General features: G+C 37.2%; 16 protein-coding genes. 11 read left to right on the forward strand and 5 right to left on the reverse strand.

Going from position 1 to position 15,506, the window contains the following annotated elements; all coding sequences use genetic code 11:
* Positions 1–281: 281 nt before the first annotated feature.
* Together AA0017_RS03810 and AA0017_RS03815 are read right to left on the reverse strand one after the other, a co-directional pair.
* Positions 282–743 carry a DUF948 domain-containing protein gene (locus tag AA0017_RS03810; protein WP_413379696.1) on the reverse strand — a complete coding sequence of 154 codons (462 nt, stop codon included), beginning with the start codon at positions 741–743 and terminating at the stop codon, positions 282–284.
* A 30-nt stretch (positions 744–773) separates the two neighbouring features.
* The gene (locus AA0017_RS03815) at positions 774–1,121 is read right to left on the reverse strand and encodes a DUF5665 domain-containing protein (protein ID WP_413379698.1); all 348 of its coding nucleotides are present in this window, start codon (positions 1,119–1,121) and stop codon (positions 774–776) included.
* Positions 1,122–2,295: 1,174 nt separating this feature from the next.
* Between AA0017_RS03815 and AA0017_RS03820 the strand changes: the two genes are divergently transcribed.
* The 3 genes from AA0017_RS03820 to AA0017_RS03830 all read left to right on the forward strand — a co-directional run bounded on the left by AA0017_RS03820 (position 2,296) and on the right by AA0017_RS03830 (position 5,921).
* Positions 2,296–4,353 carry a cation:proton antiporter gene (locus AA0017_RS03820; RefSeq protein WP_413379700.1) on the forward strand — a complete coding sequence of 686 codons (2,058 nt, stop codon included), beginning with the start codon at positions 2,296–2,298 and terminating at the stop codon, positions 4,351–4,353.
* Between the two features lie 260 nt (positions 4,354–4,613).
* Entirely contained in the window at positions 4,614–5,390 is a 777-nt protein-coding gene (fabI, locus tag AA0017_RS03825) for an enoyl-ACP reductase FabI (protein WP_168771615.1), read from the forward strand.
* A 186-nt stretch (positions 5,391–5,576) separates the two neighbouring features.
* Entirely contained in the window at positions 5,577–5,921 is a 345-nt protein-coding gene (locus AA0017_RS03830) for a DUF1360 domain-containing protein (RefSeq protein ID WP_413379702.1), read from the forward strand.
* Positions 5,922–5,966: 45 nt separating this feature from the next.
* On the opposite strand, the gene AA0017_RS03835 is transcribed toward AA0017_RS03830, so the two are convergent.
* Together AA0017_RS03835 and AA0017_RS03840 are read right to left on the reverse strand one after the other, a co-directional pair.
* Positions 5,967–6,659: a hypothetical protein gene (locus AA0017_RS03835; protein WP_413379704.1), complete on the reverse strand. Its 693-nt coding sequence runs from the start codon at positions 6,657–6,659 to the stop codon at positions 5,967–5,969.
* 109 nt (positions 6,660–6,768) lie between these two features.
* The gene (locus tag AA0017_RS03840) at positions 6,769–7,446 is read right to left on the reverse strand and encodes a hypothetical protein (protein WP_413379706.1); all 678 of its coding nucleotides are present in this window, start codon (positions 7,444–7,446) and stop codon (positions 6,769–6,771) included.
* Positions 7,447–7,650: 204 nt separating this feature from the next.
* On the opposite strand from AA0017_RS03840, the gene AA0017_RS03845 reads away from it, so the two are divergent.
* Together AA0017_RS03845 and AA0017_RS03850 are read left to right on the forward strand one after the other, a co-directional pair.
* Complete coding sequence (locus tag AA0017_RS03845; RefSeq protein ID WP_413379708.1) at positions 7,651–7,812, forward strand: hypothetical protein; 162 nt, start codon at positions 7,651–7,653, stop codon at positions 7,810–7,812.
* 194 nt (positions 7,813–8,006) lie between these two features.
* Positions 8,007–8,543 (forward strand): hypothetical protein, encoded by a 537-nt coding sequence (locus AA0017_RS03850; RefSeq protein WP_413379710.1) that lies wholly within the window; start codon positions 8,007–8,009, stop codon positions 8,541–8,543.
* 40 nt (positions 8,544–8,583) lie between these two features.
* Here the strand turns inward: AA0017_RS03850 and AA0017_RS03855 are convergent, their stop codons facing one another.
* Positions 8,584–9,102 (reverse strand): hypothetical protein, encoded by a 519-nt coding sequence (locus AA0017_RS03855; protein ID WP_413379712.1) that lies wholly within the window; start codon positions 9,100–9,102, stop codon positions 8,584–8,586.
* A 164-nt stretch (positions 9,103–9,266) separates the two neighbouring features.
* On the opposite strand from AA0017_RS03855, the gene AA0017_RS03860 reads away from it, so the two are divergent.
* The 6 genes from AA0017_RS03860 to AA0017_RS03885 all read left to right on the forward strand — a co-directional run bounded on the left by AA0017_RS03860 (position 9,267) and on the right by AA0017_RS03885 (position 15,302).
* The gene (locus AA0017_RS03860) at positions 9,267–10,532 is read left to right on the forward strand and encodes an exosporium glycoprotein BclB-related protein (protein ID WP_413379714.1); all 1,266 of its coding nucleotides are present in this window, start codon (positions 9,267–9,269) and stop codon (positions 10,530–10,532) included.
* 284 nt (positions 10,533–10,816) lie between these two features.
* On the forward strand, positions 10,817–11,011 hold the full coding sequence (locus AA0017_RS03865; protein WP_413379716.1) for a hypothetical protein: 195 nt from the start codon (positions 10,817–10,819) through the stop codon (positions 11,009–11,011).
* 190 nt (positions 11,012–11,201) lie between these two features.
* Complete coding sequence (locus tag AA0017_RS03870; protein WP_413379717.1) at positions 11,202–12,269, forward strand: Gfo/Idh/MocA family protein; 1,068 nt, start codon at positions 11,202–11,204, stop codon at positions 12,267–12,269.
* A 4-nt stretch (positions 12,270–12,273) separates the two neighbouring features.
* Positions 12,274–12,972, forward strand: a complete 699-nt coding sequence (locus tag AA0017_RS03875) for a DapH/DapD/GlmU-related protein (RefSeq protein WP_413379719.1) — start codon at positions 12,274–12,276, stop codon at positions 12,970–12,972.
* Positions 12,973–12,984: 12 nt separating this feature from the next.
* Entirely contained in the window at positions 12,985–14,163 is a 1,179-nt protein-coding gene (locus tag AA0017_RS03880; RefSeq protein WP_413379720.1) for a glycosyltransferase, read from the forward strand.
* A gap of 44 nt (positions 14,164–14,207) precedes the next feature.
* The gene (locus AA0017_RS03885; RefSeq protein WP_413379722.1) at positions 14,208–15,302 is read left to right on the forward strand and encodes a DegT/DnrJ/EryC1/StrS family aminotransferase; all 1,095 of its coding nucleotides are present in this window, start codon (positions 14,208–14,210) and stop codon (positions 15,300–15,302) included.
* Positions 15,303–15,506: the final 204 nt, after the last annotated feature.

Consider the following 15,506-nt stretch of genomic DNA (forward strand, 5'->3'; position numbering starts at 1 on the left):
ATACGACGCGAAAACTTGTCGGTGTTCCATAATTCGTGTCGTAAAGATGGGGATACGACGCGAAAACACGGCGGTGTTCCATAATTAGCGTCGTAAAGATGGGGATACGACGCGAAAACTCGGAAGTATTCCATAATTAGCGTCGTAAAGTTCAGGATACGACGCGATGACTGGACTCTCTTTGTTAATTCACGTCGTAAACGTTGAAATTTATACAAAAAACAGTCTGGCAAAGCTCTTTTTTAGACCTTTACCAGACTGTTTTTCTTCATCCTATTTATTTACACTTCATCTTTGACCGCCATTTTGACTACAGGCTCTTGTTGAGTTGTTTTTTTCTTTTTTCGTAAGTAATAAACGAATGCTGCTGCACGGACGAGCCCTTTTATGTTTTTTTGCTTTGTGACGTCGATACCCTCTTTGACATTTTTCATTTTTTCATCTGTAAATTGAGCTAATGTTGCGGTTAGATGATGGCTAGCATTCCCTGCGTCTTCGATTGTATCAAAAATAGGATCCAATTTTCGAACCTTTTGATTAACATCTAATAACGTTTCATTTGTATTATAAAGAACAAGCTTGACTTCTCCTGTAATATCTTCTAAGCTTTTTTCGGCTTGTCCGATTACTTGAGCTGTGTTATCAAGTGTTTTTGTTAGCTTATTTAAAACAGGAATTAAGAAACCAATACCAACTGCGATGGCAATTGCTAAGATGAGTACGCCAATACCTAGCCATTCCATTTTGATCACCTCTAATTTTATTTAGACACATTAAATTTGTGTTCTGTAATTTTCCACCATCTCTAAAAACTCGGCTACCCATTGACCAATAACTGGTAATGAACTCATTTGGATAAGAAGGAAAATGAACAACCCAATAAATATCGCGGTTCCTAATGTTAACCCAACTCCACGTGAAAGACCGGCAATAAAATTAACCTTGATCACTTCTTTTTTATCAGAAAAATGATAGGCCATGTCTTTTAAAAGACCTTTAGTCGTTATTTCATCTAGCTTATCAACGATTTTTTCAAAGCGTTCATTTTGTTCATTTCTTTTTTCGTCTTCGCGATATGTAGGAGGAACTTTTCGCCTCTCTTGTTCTGGACTTAACCCCAATATTATCACCTCTTTTAAAATAAAAAGCAAACCTTTGATAGTGTACGATACCCTATTTTTGCTAGAGTGAAACGAAAATATCGATAAGTTTAATGTGTGCTTTTAAAAAAGAGATTCACTTAAGAGCTCAACTTTCGGCGCGTATGATTGACCCTTAACCGTTGATAGAGATTAACTTAAGGGCGATACAAGACTCAAATTGACTTTACATGAACGGTTCAATCGTTGACAGTCTGAACACCTCTCTTCGTAGGCTGTTGAAGGAATCTGTTCACTAAAATGAAGCACTTCGGCTGTCGCTACCAAAACCATACTCCGCGTCCTTGCCGAGAACCTGGCGAGCCTCCTCGGCACACCTGTGGGGTCTCGCTCCACGGTTTATTCCTGAGGGAGTCTCCGTATGGTTTTGTCCGCTAAGTGTAGGGGAGAGGCTTGATGATAGGGCCATTCTCAATCAGCTATTTCTAACGCAGAAGGACCTTCTTCTTCACTTTGTTGGTTATGGAACTAAATAGGTCGTTGCCACCTATTTTTTTCCTAAGTCTGCCGTCATGAAAAGACATGATTCAAATCGAAACCAGCTCGATCATCTAGCTAACGTACAGAGCATCAACACTGATTTGTTTACGACTGTAACGGAATGAGTCATGGAAGGAGAAAAATCATTCTCAAGCTAATGTCCTTTGAAGTAATGACTGTTTTTTTTATTCAAGGAGAAAACCGAACCTAGATTCGATTCCATTATCTAGCGGACAAACAGACACGGAGACTCCCGCAGGAATAAACCGTCCAATGAGACCCCGCAAGCGTGAAACGCTGAGGAGGCTCATGAGGTTCTCGGCAAGGACGCGGAGTGTCTGTTTGGGAGCGACCGCCGGAGGGCCTATTATTATTTTCTTACTGCGCAGTTTATCCGTTTGGTGTGATAGTACGTTCTCGCTTTTCAAACGTGTCAAGGGCATTTGTTTAAGAGCTTCCCTTTCGCTCGGCCAACTCGTTGAACGGATTTTCTCGATGCGAAAGTTGAGTTAAGAGTAAACGGATACAATAGACTGTTAAAAAATGATTGACTTTTCTTCGGACCATTTTTATGATTAGAAGATATTTGAATCTAGTAGTGAAAAATTATAATAATATAAATGAATGAGAAGAATGAACGGAAGGTGTGAACGAAGTGTTTGATCAACCTGTAACAGATCCTGTCTTAATATTTGCCATTGCCATGGTTATTTTCTTAATTGCTCCGCTAATTATGGCCAAATTTAAAGTGACGGGAATAATTGGTTTAATTCTAGCAGGTCTTATTATTGGACCGAATGGCTTAGGTTTGTTAGCAAGAGACTCGACGATATTGTTATTAGGTGCAGTAGGCCTTCATTTTATCTTTTTTATCGCCGGATTAGAAATTGATTTAGATGGTTTTAAAAAGTATCGAAATCGAAGTTTAACATTTGGAACATTGTCTTTTCTAATTCCTTTTATTTTGGGAACTGTCTCGACATTACTAATAGGTTATTCTTTACTCGCAGCGATTTTAATAGGTTCTATTATTGGCTCACATACGTTGTTAGCCTATCCAATTGCAAGCCGGTTAGGTGTATCCAAAAATAAAGCCGTAACGACAACGATTAGCGGAACGATTATAACGGATACAACCGCCTTTTTAATTTTAGCAGTTGTTGCTGGTGCCTCGCATGGAGTGCTTAACGCTGAGTTTTGGGTGACAATGGTCATCTCCTTGCTTATTTTTGTTCTTGCTGTCTTTTTAATTATACCTAGAGTTTCTAAATTTTTCTTCCGCACTTTAGGAAGTGAAGGCAATTCAGAGTTTGTCTTTGTTATGTCTGTTTTATTTGTAACGGCTTATGGAGCCACTTTAGCAGGAATAGAAGCGATTATTGGTGCCTTTCTCGCCGGTCTCGCCCTTAATCGCTTTATCGTTGAGCAAGGAACATTAATGAATCGGATTAAATTTGTTGGGAATTCGATTTTTATCCCGTTCTTCCTCTTATCAGTTGGAATGTTAGTTGATTTAAGGGTCATCTTAACAGATCCTGATACATGGATAATGGCAGGAATCGTCGTCGTGTTTGTTATCCTTGGAAAATTATTAGCGGCGATCATTACCGGAAAAATTTATAACTATTCGAAAGCGGAACAGATTTTAATGTTTGGTTTATCTGTTCCACAAGCTGCAGCGACTTTAGCAGCTACGATGGTAGGATATGAATTAGGTTTATTAGGTGAAGCGGTCGTAAACGCCATGATCATAAAAATATTAATCACATGTTTAATTGGACCGTTCTTAGTAGAGAAATACTCAAAAGTCCTTGCGTTACTTGAAGAAAAAAGGCCATATGAATCAAATCAAGCGCCAGAGCGTGTGATGATTCCTGTGGCAAATCCGCATACGTTACAATCCTTATTAGATTTAGCTTTTATTGTTCGAGGGAATTCAAAGGAACCATTATATGCGTTGAGTGTTGCCCAAAGTGGTGAAAATTCGTCCGAGACATTAGTGAAAGCAGAGAAAGTCTTAAATGAAGCCGTTAGTTATGGAGCGGGTGCAGAAGTGCCTGTTCAAACGCTCACCCGTGTTGATCGAAATATCGCAACCGGTATGATTCGAGCGATGGAGGAAAGTCGAATTACGACGGCTGTTATTGGTTGGAACGGGAAGTTGTCGACCCCACAACGAATTTTTGGTAGTGTATTGGATCAACTGCTTGAGCGTTCAACCCAAACGATTCTTGTGACCAAGATTGAATATCCGATAAATACAATGAAACGGTTAGTTGTCGTTGTACCAACAGGTTATACTCATAAAGCTGGGTTTTATGCGGCTATGGATGTGATCAGAACTTTCGCTACTGAACTTGGAATGTCGATTCATTGTATAATCATTAACGATGAAATCGCTTATTATAAGGAAGCTTATGCCACTTCTAGTTCTAGTTTAAATATAACGTTTGAAAAATTAGAAGAATGGGATCTATTTTACGAACGATTGGATAAGCTGAAAAAAGATGATCTCGTCATCGCTTTAAGTACAAGGAAAGGGACCCTCGGTTGGGACCCGCAACTTGAGAATTTACCAAGAAACCTATCAAAAACGGCATCCGAAAGTTTTATTGTCCTCTATTCTCCAGAAGAAAAGCATGTTGATTCAAGAGGAACAAAAGGGATTGAAGCACCAAAAAGTGTTTTAAATCCTAAAGCTTATCATTCTTAAAAAAGAGTAAAACATCAGGTGGGTGGATTCATCTGATGTTTTTTTTCAGGTTGTTTTTAGTTATTATTAGGTCGAGTGGAAGTGTGGATGAGATAGAACTTGCGTTGTATTTTGTGAAAAAAGTTTAATTAATAAGCAGCAAATGTGAATAAAGGGAAGCATCTTAATGAAAGGCTATTCAGTGAAAAGGAATTATGGTAAAATAAAAATTAGTACTTGATACTAATAACTACTATTAATCAAATGGAGGGAATTCAATGATTGAATTGTCGTTAACGGGCCGTACATATGTGGTAATGGGTGTGGCTAATAAAAGAAGTATTGCATGGGGAATCGCTCAATCGTTATCAAAAGCAGGAGCTCGCTTAATTTTTACTTTTGCAGGAGAACGTTTAGAAAAGAATGTCCGTAGTTTAGCTGAAACATTAGATAACGAAGGTCATTTAATTTTACCATGTGATGTGACAGATGATGCAGAAATTGAAAAAACGTTTGCTGAAATTAAAGCAGAAGTAGGCGTTATCCACGGGATTGCTCATTGTATCGCATTTGCTAATAAAGAAGAGCTTGAAGGTGAATATTTAAACACAACAAGAGATGGCTTTTTATTAGCTCATAACGTGAGTGCTTACTCATTAACGGCAGTTATGAAAGCAGCTCGCCCATTAATGACAGAAGGTGGAAGCGTTGTTACATTGACATACCTAGGTGGAGAAAAAGTAGTGCGTAACTACAATGTCATGGGTGTTGCTAAAGCTTCACTTGATGCTAGTGTTAAATATTTAGCGAATGACCTAGGAAAAGATGGCATTCGTGTTAACGCGATTTCAGCAGGTCCGATTCGTACATTAGCTGCCAAAGGAATTGGCGGATTTAACGATGTCTTAAAAGAAATTGAAGAAAGAGCTCCTTTACGTAAAACGACTACTCAGGAAGAAGTCGGTGATACAGCTTTATTCTTAATGAGTGATTTAGCTCGTGGGATTACAGGAGAGCTGCTACACGTAGATGGTGGCTACAATATTTTATCGCTATAGTAACGAAAGAAGAACAGTCTAGCAAAGGATTAACTTTGTTGGCCTGTTTTTTTATGTTGGGGAGAGTGCGTTGGCTAGGGGTGGTGTGTAAAAAATACTTATCTTTTTCGCAAATACAATATCAATCTTAAAAAAGCAACGTATATATATAGGAAGTGAATTCAATTTATTAAGAGGGTTGATAAAATGGAATTGTCATGGATGGAATTTGTTATTATTGCCTTGGCTACTTTTCGGTTTACCCATTTAATTGTGTTTGATAAAATTATGGATTTTTTGCGGAAACCATTTCAAACTGTTCGTGAAGAAAAAATGAATGATGGGGAAGTATTTGAGTTTGTTTCACCTAGAGGGAAAGGGATTCGGAAGTTTATAGGGGAACTTATTAGTTGTTATTGGTGCTCTGGGTTATGGGTGGCGATATTATTTGTTGTATTATTTTGGTGGGTACCTACCATTATGTGGCCAATTTTTATTGTACTTGCTATTGCTGGGATGGCATCCTTTTTAGAAGCGTTATTAAAAGGTTAATAATAAGTAAAAGCTATCGAGAATTGAGTCGATAGCTTTTACTTATTAAAATATATTGCACATGATTTGATTATCAGCACTTTTACCTTCCGAAATTTCTCTTCCATATATATAAGCATCGACGACAAAGGATGGATTATCTACCCCTTTTGGAATTTCAATTTCAAAATCAGAAAAACTGAGTGTTTCATTTGGTTCTAACTTCTCAATATTATTAGGACGAAGCCAATATTGACCTGTTTTTTTTGCTTCTTTCCTTGACTGATTTTCGGTGAAGGACCAAGATTGTTCGAGGTTTTGATCATCCATTAAATACATATTTAAGTCTCTCTGTTTTGGATGACTTATTTTTCCTGCCAAATTAGAAATTTTAGGCTGATTGAAAACAAAACAAATGATCGGTTCATGTAATGGTGTTGTACCAAGATTTTTCATAATAAAATGACCTTTAATAGTAACTGCTTCATCTTCTTTAGGGATCATCATTGAATAAGCAAAATAACTTTGGATAATAAAGGTATCTTCGTACAGATCGGGATCGACTGCCATTATTTCTTGAGGAATCTGCTTTATTTTATCCTTAAGCGAAAGGATCGTATCTTGCTGTTCTTTAAGTAGTTGGTCTTTTTTTCGTCCCTCATTCGTTAGTTTATTCACTTCAGAACGATAATGGAGAAGCTTTTGTTTATATTGAATTTCTTTATCGTGAAATGATGTAGTTGAAGGTGTTTTAGACATATACTCCCTCCTATTTATCGATGGTTATTATATATCTATGTATGATGAAGGGATTTAAGAAGAAAAAAACGAGGAGGGGGGTTACCCTCTCCTCGTTATGCCATTCTTTCTAATAATCCTTGGTCATTCCTGGGAAGATGACATCACAGTTTGGTGGACGCTTTTTAGTTCCACATACGACATCATTAATCGGTAATTCATTACGAGGGTGGCAGTAAGCTGCTTCGACTTCAATCTTTACGAAATCAGTTACAAATACATCTAAGCATAAGCTTACAGAAATATCTAATTGCTGGAAGTTTTCTGTACAAACAAACTCAGCGTCACATTCTCCTTCAACGATACACGCTTCTACACATGTTCCTTTTGGAGCACATAAATACAACGTTTGAATCGTGAAGAACTCAACTGGCTCATTTAAAGTGAAGCAATCATCCTCATCCATAACGGCAATTTCCATTTGACCCTTCGCTAAAATTTTAACCCGGTATAAAGTAACCGTTTCGCCATTTGGTAATGTGACTTCAACCTTTTGACGACCGTGAGATTGAGTAATTTCTTGCGTATAAAGTGTATCCTCTAACACGCGGCATTTTGTTGTGTAGCAAGGATGATTAGCCGTTAAGAATTGACAGAAATTGTCGTACTCAGTCGCGTCGTATAATCCTGCTGTTAATTCTGCTAAATCAGCATTTGTGATGCTGATTGGTTGCACTTCAACAGGACGCATAACCCAGTCATAAACTTTTTCTGCATTAATGCAAATATTATGTTTTTTGGATTTCATCATTTAACCTCCTATTTTTTTCACCTGCTTTTCGAATGAACGAAAGTAGGTATTCAGACTACTGTATATTATGATAATTCCCCAAGATTGTGTATTGTGATAAGGCGATTCGGTAAAAACGGGCGAATGCACATTTTTAAGAAAAAGATAAAAGTTGGGGAAGCTCTATACATATTGTATGTATGAAGGAGGAGGGGTGCACTTATGAGAAAGTTTTATCAAAATAGAAAATCCGTTCGAAATGTTAAAAGAGGGAGCTCTAATCAGATTACGAGAACGGAAGTAATTAGAAAAGAAGTAAAAAAAATGACATCGTCAGATTCCAATTTAAAAGCGACAAAAAATTGCTGCGGCCAAGGTGAATAATTCTCAATTAGATGATATAGATGACAAATCTTCTATAAATAAGGTTTGTCATTTTTTCATTTATAGAAAACCTTTCATTCCTTATTATTTGGGTTAAGGCTTTTGTGGAATTTTCTAATAAATAGGTAATTCATACAAGCTAGATAGTTGATTGGCTAATAGAATGAACCATACAAATGAAAGGAGAGATTAATATGGATTGTTGTTCACCACGTTATTTTATAAATGACACTGGTTTTTTACAAGCATGTCCAAAACGAAAGCGTAAAAGTTTTTGTCAGATTGTTACACCGAGTTTTTTATTTGCATCCAATGCCTTTCAATCTATAACTCTTGATACACCAGAGCTACCAGTTCCACTTGTTCTGGATGAAAATGTTACATTAAGAGGCTTTGTTGCATCACCAGATTTTACCCAATTCGCTTCACAAAATTCTGGTATTTATAATGCGACTTATGATCTGACCATTGCAGCTGCAGTGGGAGCTGGGCAGTCTGTAGTAGTAAGTATTTTAAGGAATGGCGAGCCAATAGTAGGAACAGAACAAACAATTGTACTTGCAGCAACACCTCAACGTGTAACATTACCAAACTTCCCAGTTAGTGTTTTTAGTGGGCAAGTTTATAGTTTAGCAGTTACACCTGTAATTGGAGCTGTACTCCCAATCACTTTAGACATTACGAATGCTTCGCTCTATTTGAATCGGATTGCAAATTTAGGAGGAAGTTAATTAGAAAATAAAAAGGTGGACCTTAAGTGGTTCACCTTTTTTAATCGTCATCATTTTTCTTTTGAAAATTTCTATAAAACCAGCTGTTGCTTTTCTCTTCATTGGATTGAGTTTTCTTAGTTGGATAATCACTATAATTTTTTTGTAAAAATGGAAAAATTTCTTCATCTTTTGTAACCGTGTCTGTTATTTCTGTTGAAACATTTGTTACGTCCTCTTCTTGTTTCATTTGTTGTAATTCTTGTTTTAATGATTCATTTAATTGATTGAGTGTTTGAAGGTCTTGTTCGTAATTTTCTTTTAAGCGCGATACTTCTTTGAAGATATTTTTTGAATTTTTTTTCTCGTTTTGGAGTGCTTCGTTTATTTCGTTAATTTCTTGATTTTTTAGCTCGTTTTCTTCTTTAAGTGAATCTATCAAATTATAGTGGTAGTTATTTTGATATTGCTCGACCAAATATTTATATTTCTTTAACTCTGATTGTAAATGAATAATACGTTGTTGTAATTGAGTGGCCGTAAGCTTTGATAAAGAATCTTTACTTATTTGATTAGTCATCAGTATACCTCCACATATGATGTCTTTATTTATAAGTATGTAGAGAGTGCATTTCTTATGTTTTTTATTAGGTGTTTGAATCATTTATTCATAAATGGTTGTAAATACAAGCCAGTTAATGGCAGTTCACATAATATGAAGCAAACAATGAAAGGAGTGAAAATATGAAATTTAAAAATAACAGAAGTTGTTGTGGTAGTCAAAGACCGCTTAACTTTGTTGGTCGTCGTGATCCGTTTGAGCGTGGTCCAACAGGCCCACCAGGTCCGCAAGGCCCACAAGGTCCAACAGGTCCAACAGGTCCAGCGGGTGGTTCGACTGGTCCAACAGGAGCGCCGGGCCCAACAGGAGCGCCGGGCCCAACAGGAGCAGCAGGTCCAACGGGAGCAGCAGGTCCAACGGGAGCAGCAGGTCCAACAGGAGCAGCAGGTCCAACAGGAGCAGCAGGTCCAACAGGAGCAGCGGGTCTAACAGGAGCAGCGGGTCTAACAGGAGCAGCGGGTCCAACAGGAGCAGCGGGTCCAACAGGAGCAGCGGGTCCAACAGGAGCAGCAGGTCCAACAGGAGCAGCAGGTCCAACAGGAGCAGCAGGTCCAACAGGAGCAGCGGGTCCAACAGGAGCAGCGGGTCCAACAGGAGCAGCAGGCCCAACAGGAGCAGCAGGCCCAACAGGAGCAGCAGGCCCAACAGGAGCAGCGGGTCCAACAGGAGCAGCGGGTCCAACAGGAGCAGCGGGTCCAACAGGAGCAGCGGGTCCAACAGGAGCAGCAGGTCCAACAGGAGCAGCGGGTCCAACAGGAGCAGCAGGCCCAACAGGAGCAGCAGGCCCAACAGGAGCAGCGGGTCCAACAGGAGCGGCAGGTCCAACAGGAGCAGCGGGTCCAACGGGAGCAGCAGGTCCAACAGGAGCACCGGGCCCAACAGGAGCAGGTGGAGGTGCGATTATTCCATTTGCATCAGGGTTGCCAGTAGCTTTAGCGACAGTTATTGGTCCTGTTGCACAAGCACAAGGTACAATTGGATTTGGTAATTCTGGGCTTATCACGACTGTTTTAGGTGCAAATATTGATCTTACCGGTGGTGCTGGATTAGCGATTAACCATGCATTTGTGGTGCCAAGAGATGGTACGATTACATCCATTTCTGGATTCTTTAGTGTAGCGGTAGCGCTTGCCGTACCGTTATTATCACCAACCATATCCGCTCATATATATGTAGCACCTGCTGGTTCAAATACGTTTGTGGAACAATTTGCTCTTGATCTCGGAACGCTACCGCCTTTAGCTATACTTGGAGCGACTGTCTCTGATTCAGCTGCAACTAGTATACCTGTTACAACGGATGATCGTGTTTTAATCGTATTTAGTGCATCAGGCACACTTGTTGGAGTAGCTACTGGATATGCGAGTGCTGGTATTGAGATTGAATAAAAGAAAACTAGTTGAATAGATTAAGAAGGTTTCAGTTGTCAAGTTAAGATAAAGCATATTTCTTCTAAATTTATACAACCCATAAATCTTACTCGACGAGTCAAGTGGTATCTTAGGAGATGAAGTACATCCTAAGATACCTTTAGTTTGTATTATGGGAGCGCGTTGTTTGAACTCAAACCTACTTGACAGGTTATTTACAAAAAAAGAAGGGGGAAACTGGTGATAAATGTGAGTGACTGAATGTGCTGACATTATCAAAAGTTAGGTCTAAGAGTAGGAGTATGGAGAACTTTAATGTGAGGAACATTGATTGTGGATACCTGACCGAAAAACACTGTCAAACGAATCATTTATTATCAAATATACCTGTTGTAGCAGGGCAACAATTACTAATGGTATTTTCTGCAACTGTAGTTGGTTTAGATTTAATTCTTACGGTAACTGGTAATGCCAATGCAGGTGTGGAAATCTCATAATTAATGATTTCAGATATACTGAACTATTGAAATTAGCTAAATATAAAAAAGCAAACTATGTTTATGGTTTGCTTTTTTATTTTAAACATGGACTTTATATTTTTTTGATAAATTTGATTATTGTAGTGAACAGCTTTAAGTTCATGCATATTCTAACTATGAATGATTTATTTGCTGTGGAGGTGAGCGATTGAAAATAAAATTAGGAATTATTGGTTGTGGACGGATCACAGAAAAGCATTGTCAAACGATAAATCAGATAGACGATATCGAAGTTGTGGCATTAAGTGATTTGTCAGATGAAAGAATGAAAATTATAAAGGGATTATTACAGCAAGATGAATTGAAAAAAATCGTACTATATAAGGATTATGAGAAGTTACTTTCACATTCAGAAATCGATCTCGTTTTAATTGCAACAAGTTCGGGTTTTCATTGTGAAATGGCAGAGAAAGCTTTGAAATCAAATAAGCATGTCTTAGTTGAAAAACCATTAACGCTCTCATTAATGGAAACAAAGTATTTAACAAAATTAGCTCATAAACAAAATCGTAAATTATTTGTTTGTTATCAGCTCCGTTATCGTAAATTAATGTTGGCGGTGAAAGATTGTATTGAACAAGGTTTGTTAGGGAAGGTTTTTTATGGAGTTGGTTCAATTCAAATTACTCGTCCTCAGCAATATTACCAACAGGCTAGTTGGAGAGGTTCTTGGCAAAATGATGGAGGAATGCTTATTAATCAAGGGATTCATGTCATTGATTTGCTCCTATGGCTTATTGGTGATTTAGAACGAGTGTACGGAGAGTTAATGAGAGTAAATGAACAGAAGGAAACGGAAGATATTGCCCTTGCTTTACTTAACTTTAAAAATGGTGCCAAAGGACTAATAGAAGCCAATACGGTATCTTTGCCCGACAATGTAGGGTATTCCATTAAACTATTTGCGGAAAAAGGAACCATCATAATAAGAGGTAAACAACTGGATCATATAGAAAGATTTGAAATTCAAGGCAAACAAAAAGTTGATTTAGATACATTTTTAAATGATCGTTCTGAACATATTCGAATGTATGAAGCTTATTTGAAAGAGATTCAAACAGGCAATGAACCTGTTATCGTTGATGGGGCTGAATCTGAAAAAGCACTAGAAGCTATCTATGCCATTTATCAATCAGCTCTAAATAAAACAGAGGTTCAATTACCTTTACACAATTTTTCTAGTAAAGAGATGACAGCTTGGGAGAAGGAGAGATGATCGATTGAGTGCTTTAGAGGGGATTGAATATGGAGAAAACGTTTCGGTTGGAAAAAATGTCGTGATTGAATCAAATGTAAAAATTGGAAATGATGTTCATATTGGGCATCAATGTGTTATCAAAGCAGGGACTATCATTGGAGATTCTGTTAATATTGGGGATTTAAGTCTAATAGGGAAGACTCCATCTTCTAATAAAAAAATGGCTCGTAAACCAGAAGAGCAACTTAGTTCATTAATGATTCAGGCTCATACTACGATTGGAAGTCATGTTACTTTGTATAAAGGAACTAAAATTGAAAAATCGGCTTTTATTGCTGACCATGTAAGTATTAGAGAACAAGTAATGATTGGAAAGAATACAATAATTGGACGTCATGCGATGATTGAACCTAATACGACGATTGGAGAAGGCGTTACAATTCAAACAGGCACTTATGTAACGGCCGACACGGTAATAGAAGACGATGTTTTTATCGGCCCGTGCTGTTCGATGTCTAATGATAAATATATGGCTTCTGGAAAGGGAAAGCATAAAGGCCCTACGATAAGAAAAGGAGCAAAAATAGGCAATCACGCAACATTATTACCGAATATAGAAATTGGAGAAGGAGCTACAGTAGGAGCAGGAGCAGTCGTAACGAAAGATGTGCTGCCAAAAACGACTGTTGTTGGTAATCCGGCCAGGAAGATTAAACAATGATGAGGTGAGGATATGGTCACGATAAGTTTATGTATGATCGTAAAAAATGAAGAAGCTGTTCTTGCAAGAGGATTAGAAACAGTTAAGGACATTGTAGATGAAATAAATATTGTCGATACAGGCTCAACTGATAAAACAGTCGAAATTGCAAAAGAGTATACAGATAGAGTGTTTTTTTACGAATGGACAGGAAACTTTGCGGCGGCGAGGAATGAATCATTTAAATATGCAACAAAAGACTACATTCTTTATTTAGATGCTGATGATGTTTTATTAGAGGAGGATCAGAAAAAGTTAAAAGCTTTAAAGGAAACATTAGACCCTTCTGTTGATTCAGTCTCGATGTTTTATAATGCTGGGATAGATAGTTATGGAAATGTTACGTTAAGGTATCGGCGCAATCGTTTAGTAAAAAGGGAGAAAAATTTTAAATGGGGTGGAGATGTTCATAATTATCTAAATGTCTATGGCAAAATCATTAATTCTGATGTGGCAGTGACACATAAAAAAATAAAGCATGCTGTTAGTAGAAATCTTTCAATCTATGAAAAGAAAATTGAGAGAGGCGATGTATTTTCTGCCAGGGATTATTTTTATTATGGAAATGAATTAAGAGAAAACGAGCATCTAAAAGAAGCAATTGAAGCTTATGATAAAAATATTGAGATGAAAGACGGATGGATTGAAGATAAATTTTACGCTTGTATTAATAAGGGAGATTGTTATAGACATCTAGAACAGCCAGATAAAGAATTAGAGTCTTTATTTCAATCTTTTCTTTTTTCAAAAACTCCAAGACCTGAAGCATGTAGTCGGATTGGCTATAATCTTCAGTCAAAAAAAGAATATAATCATGCTATTTATTGGTATAAACAGGCTATTGAATTAAAACCTGACGAGAATCAATGGAGTTTTAGTTATCTCGCCTATTCTACTTGGTATCCGCATCTCCAATTATGTGTTTGTTATGATCGAATTGGTGAACCACAAAAAGCATATGAACATAATGAAAAAGCACGAGGGTATCGACCGAAGGACCCTTCAGTTTTGCATAATAAAAAGTACTTTGAGAAAGCTTATGGTTTTGGGAAAAAGGAAGAGAAGATTGTGACTGATGCTGAAGTGGTGGAAGAAGAGGGGGAAATGGAAGTTGAGATAATTGATGATAAGGAAAAGGGTGTAAATGAATGATAAACCTTAATCCTTTAATTGTCTGAAATGAAGGAGTGGTATAGATGATTGCAATTAACCAATTAGATAGACAATTTCAAAGCTTAAAAAAAGAGTTCTTATCGGCGATGGAAAGAGTGATAGATAGTGGCCATTTTATAGTGGGTCATGAAGTGAAGAGGTTTGAGGAAGAGGTTTGTCATTATTTGGATATTGAGTATGCTGTATCGGTTGGGAACGGTACGGATGCATTAATATTAGCATTACATGCATTGAACATAGGAGAAGGAGATGAAGTCATTACAACTCCTTTTACATTTTTTGCAACAGCTGAGGCGATATCAAGGGTAGGGGCGATTCCTGTTTTTGTTGATATAGATCCGACAACCTACAATTTGAATGTAAATTTAATTGAGGAAAAAGTGACAAGTAAAACGAAAGCCATTATTCCAGTTCATTTGTTTGGGCAAGGTTGTGAAATGAAGAAGATACAAGAAATTGCAAAAGAATATCAATTATTTATTATAGAAGATGCATGTCAGGCTTTTGGGATTGAATTAGGGGATAAAAAACTTGGGACAATTGGAGATATAGGGTGCTTTTCTTTTTTTCCAACAAAAAACTTGTCAACAATTGGTGATGGAGGATTAGTTGTAACTAAAAATAAAAAGATCGCTGAGCGAATAAAGAAATTACGCCATCATGGAAGTGAGAAAAAATACCATCATAGTGAGGTGGGTTATAATAGTAGACTTGACGAAATTCATGCTGCATTTTTACGTATTTGTTTAGGTAAGATTGATGAATGGAATCAAAGAAGAAATGTACTTGCACAGCGTTATCAATGTTTGAAAGAGCTAAAAGGTGTCAAAATACCGAATGGTGTTACAAATTTATCACATGGTTATCATTTATACTGTATCGAACATTCTAAAAGAAATGAGTTAAAAGAATTTTTAGATGATAAAGGAATTGGTTGCGGGATATATTATCCGGTTCCATTACATTTGCAGAGTGTTTATCGTATATTAGGGTATCATGTTGGAGACTTTCCTAGAGCAGAAGAAGCAGCAAAGGTGATTTTAGCAATTCCATTACATCCGTTTATGACAGACAACGAACAAGATGAAGTTATTAGAGTTTTGCAGGAGTTTAAATAATAGTAGGGAATGGAATTTAAAATTGATATAGAACGTCACAACTGTTTAGGGTTGGTTGTTCTTAAAGAATTAGATAAATAAAATCACCTATAAGTTACTGTTAATCTGGTGTTACTTGGAGGTGGATTTTTGTAAATATAAGGGTATTTTTTAAGCTTTGATTTTAGATATTCTAATAAGTTTATGATAATTTAATTTTTTTTT

Origin of the sequence: Alkalihalobacillus phoenicis, from assembly GCF_047302405.1 — a bacterium.
GTDB lineage: Bacteria > Bacillota > Bacilli > Bacillales > Bacillaceae_D > Alkalihalobacillus.

Coding starts and splice junctions, on each gene's coding strand:
- AA0017_RS03810 (WP_413379696.1), bottom strand. CDS start 743: ATGGAATGGCTAGGTATTGGCGTACTCATCTTAGCAATTGCCATCGCA.
- AA0017_RS03830 (WP_413379702.1), top strand. CDS start 5,577: ATGGAATTGTCATGGATGGAATTTGTTATTATTGCCTTGGCTACTTTT.
- AA0017_RS03835 (WP_413379704.1), bottom strand. CDS start 6,659: ATGTCTAAAACACCTTCAACTACATCATTTCACGATAAAGAAATTCAA.
- AA0017_RS03840 (WP_413379706.1), bottom strand. CDS start 7,446: ATGAAATCCAAAAAACATAATATTTGCATTAATGCAGAAAAAGTTTAT.
- AA0017_RS03845 (WP_413379708.1), top strand. CDS start 7,651: ATGAGAAAGTTTTATCAAAATAGAAAATCCGTTCGAAATGTTAAAAGA.
- AA0017_RS03850 (WP_413379710.1), top strand. CDS start 8,007: ATGGATTGTTGTTCACCACGTTATTTTATAAATGACACTGGTTTTTTA.
- AA0017_RS03855 (WP_413379712.1), bottom strand. CDS start 9,102: ATGACTAATCAAATAAGTAAAGATTCTTTATCAAAGCTTACGGCCACT.
- AA0017_RS03860 (WP_413379714.1), top strand. CDS start 9,267: ATGAAATTTAAAAATAACAGAAGTTGTTGTGGTAGTCAAAGACCGCTT.
- AA0017_RS03865 (WP_413379716.1), top strand. CDS start 10,817: ATGGAGAACTTTAATGTGAGGAACATTGATTGTGGATACCTGACCGAA.
- AA0017_RS03880 (WP_413379720.1), top strand. CDS start 12,985: ATGGTCACGATAAGTTTATGTATGATCGTAAAAAATGAAGAAGCTGTT.
- AA0017_RS03885 (WP_413379722.1), top strand. CDS start 14,208: ATGATTGCAATTAACCAATTAGATAGACAATTTCAAAGCTTAAAAAAA.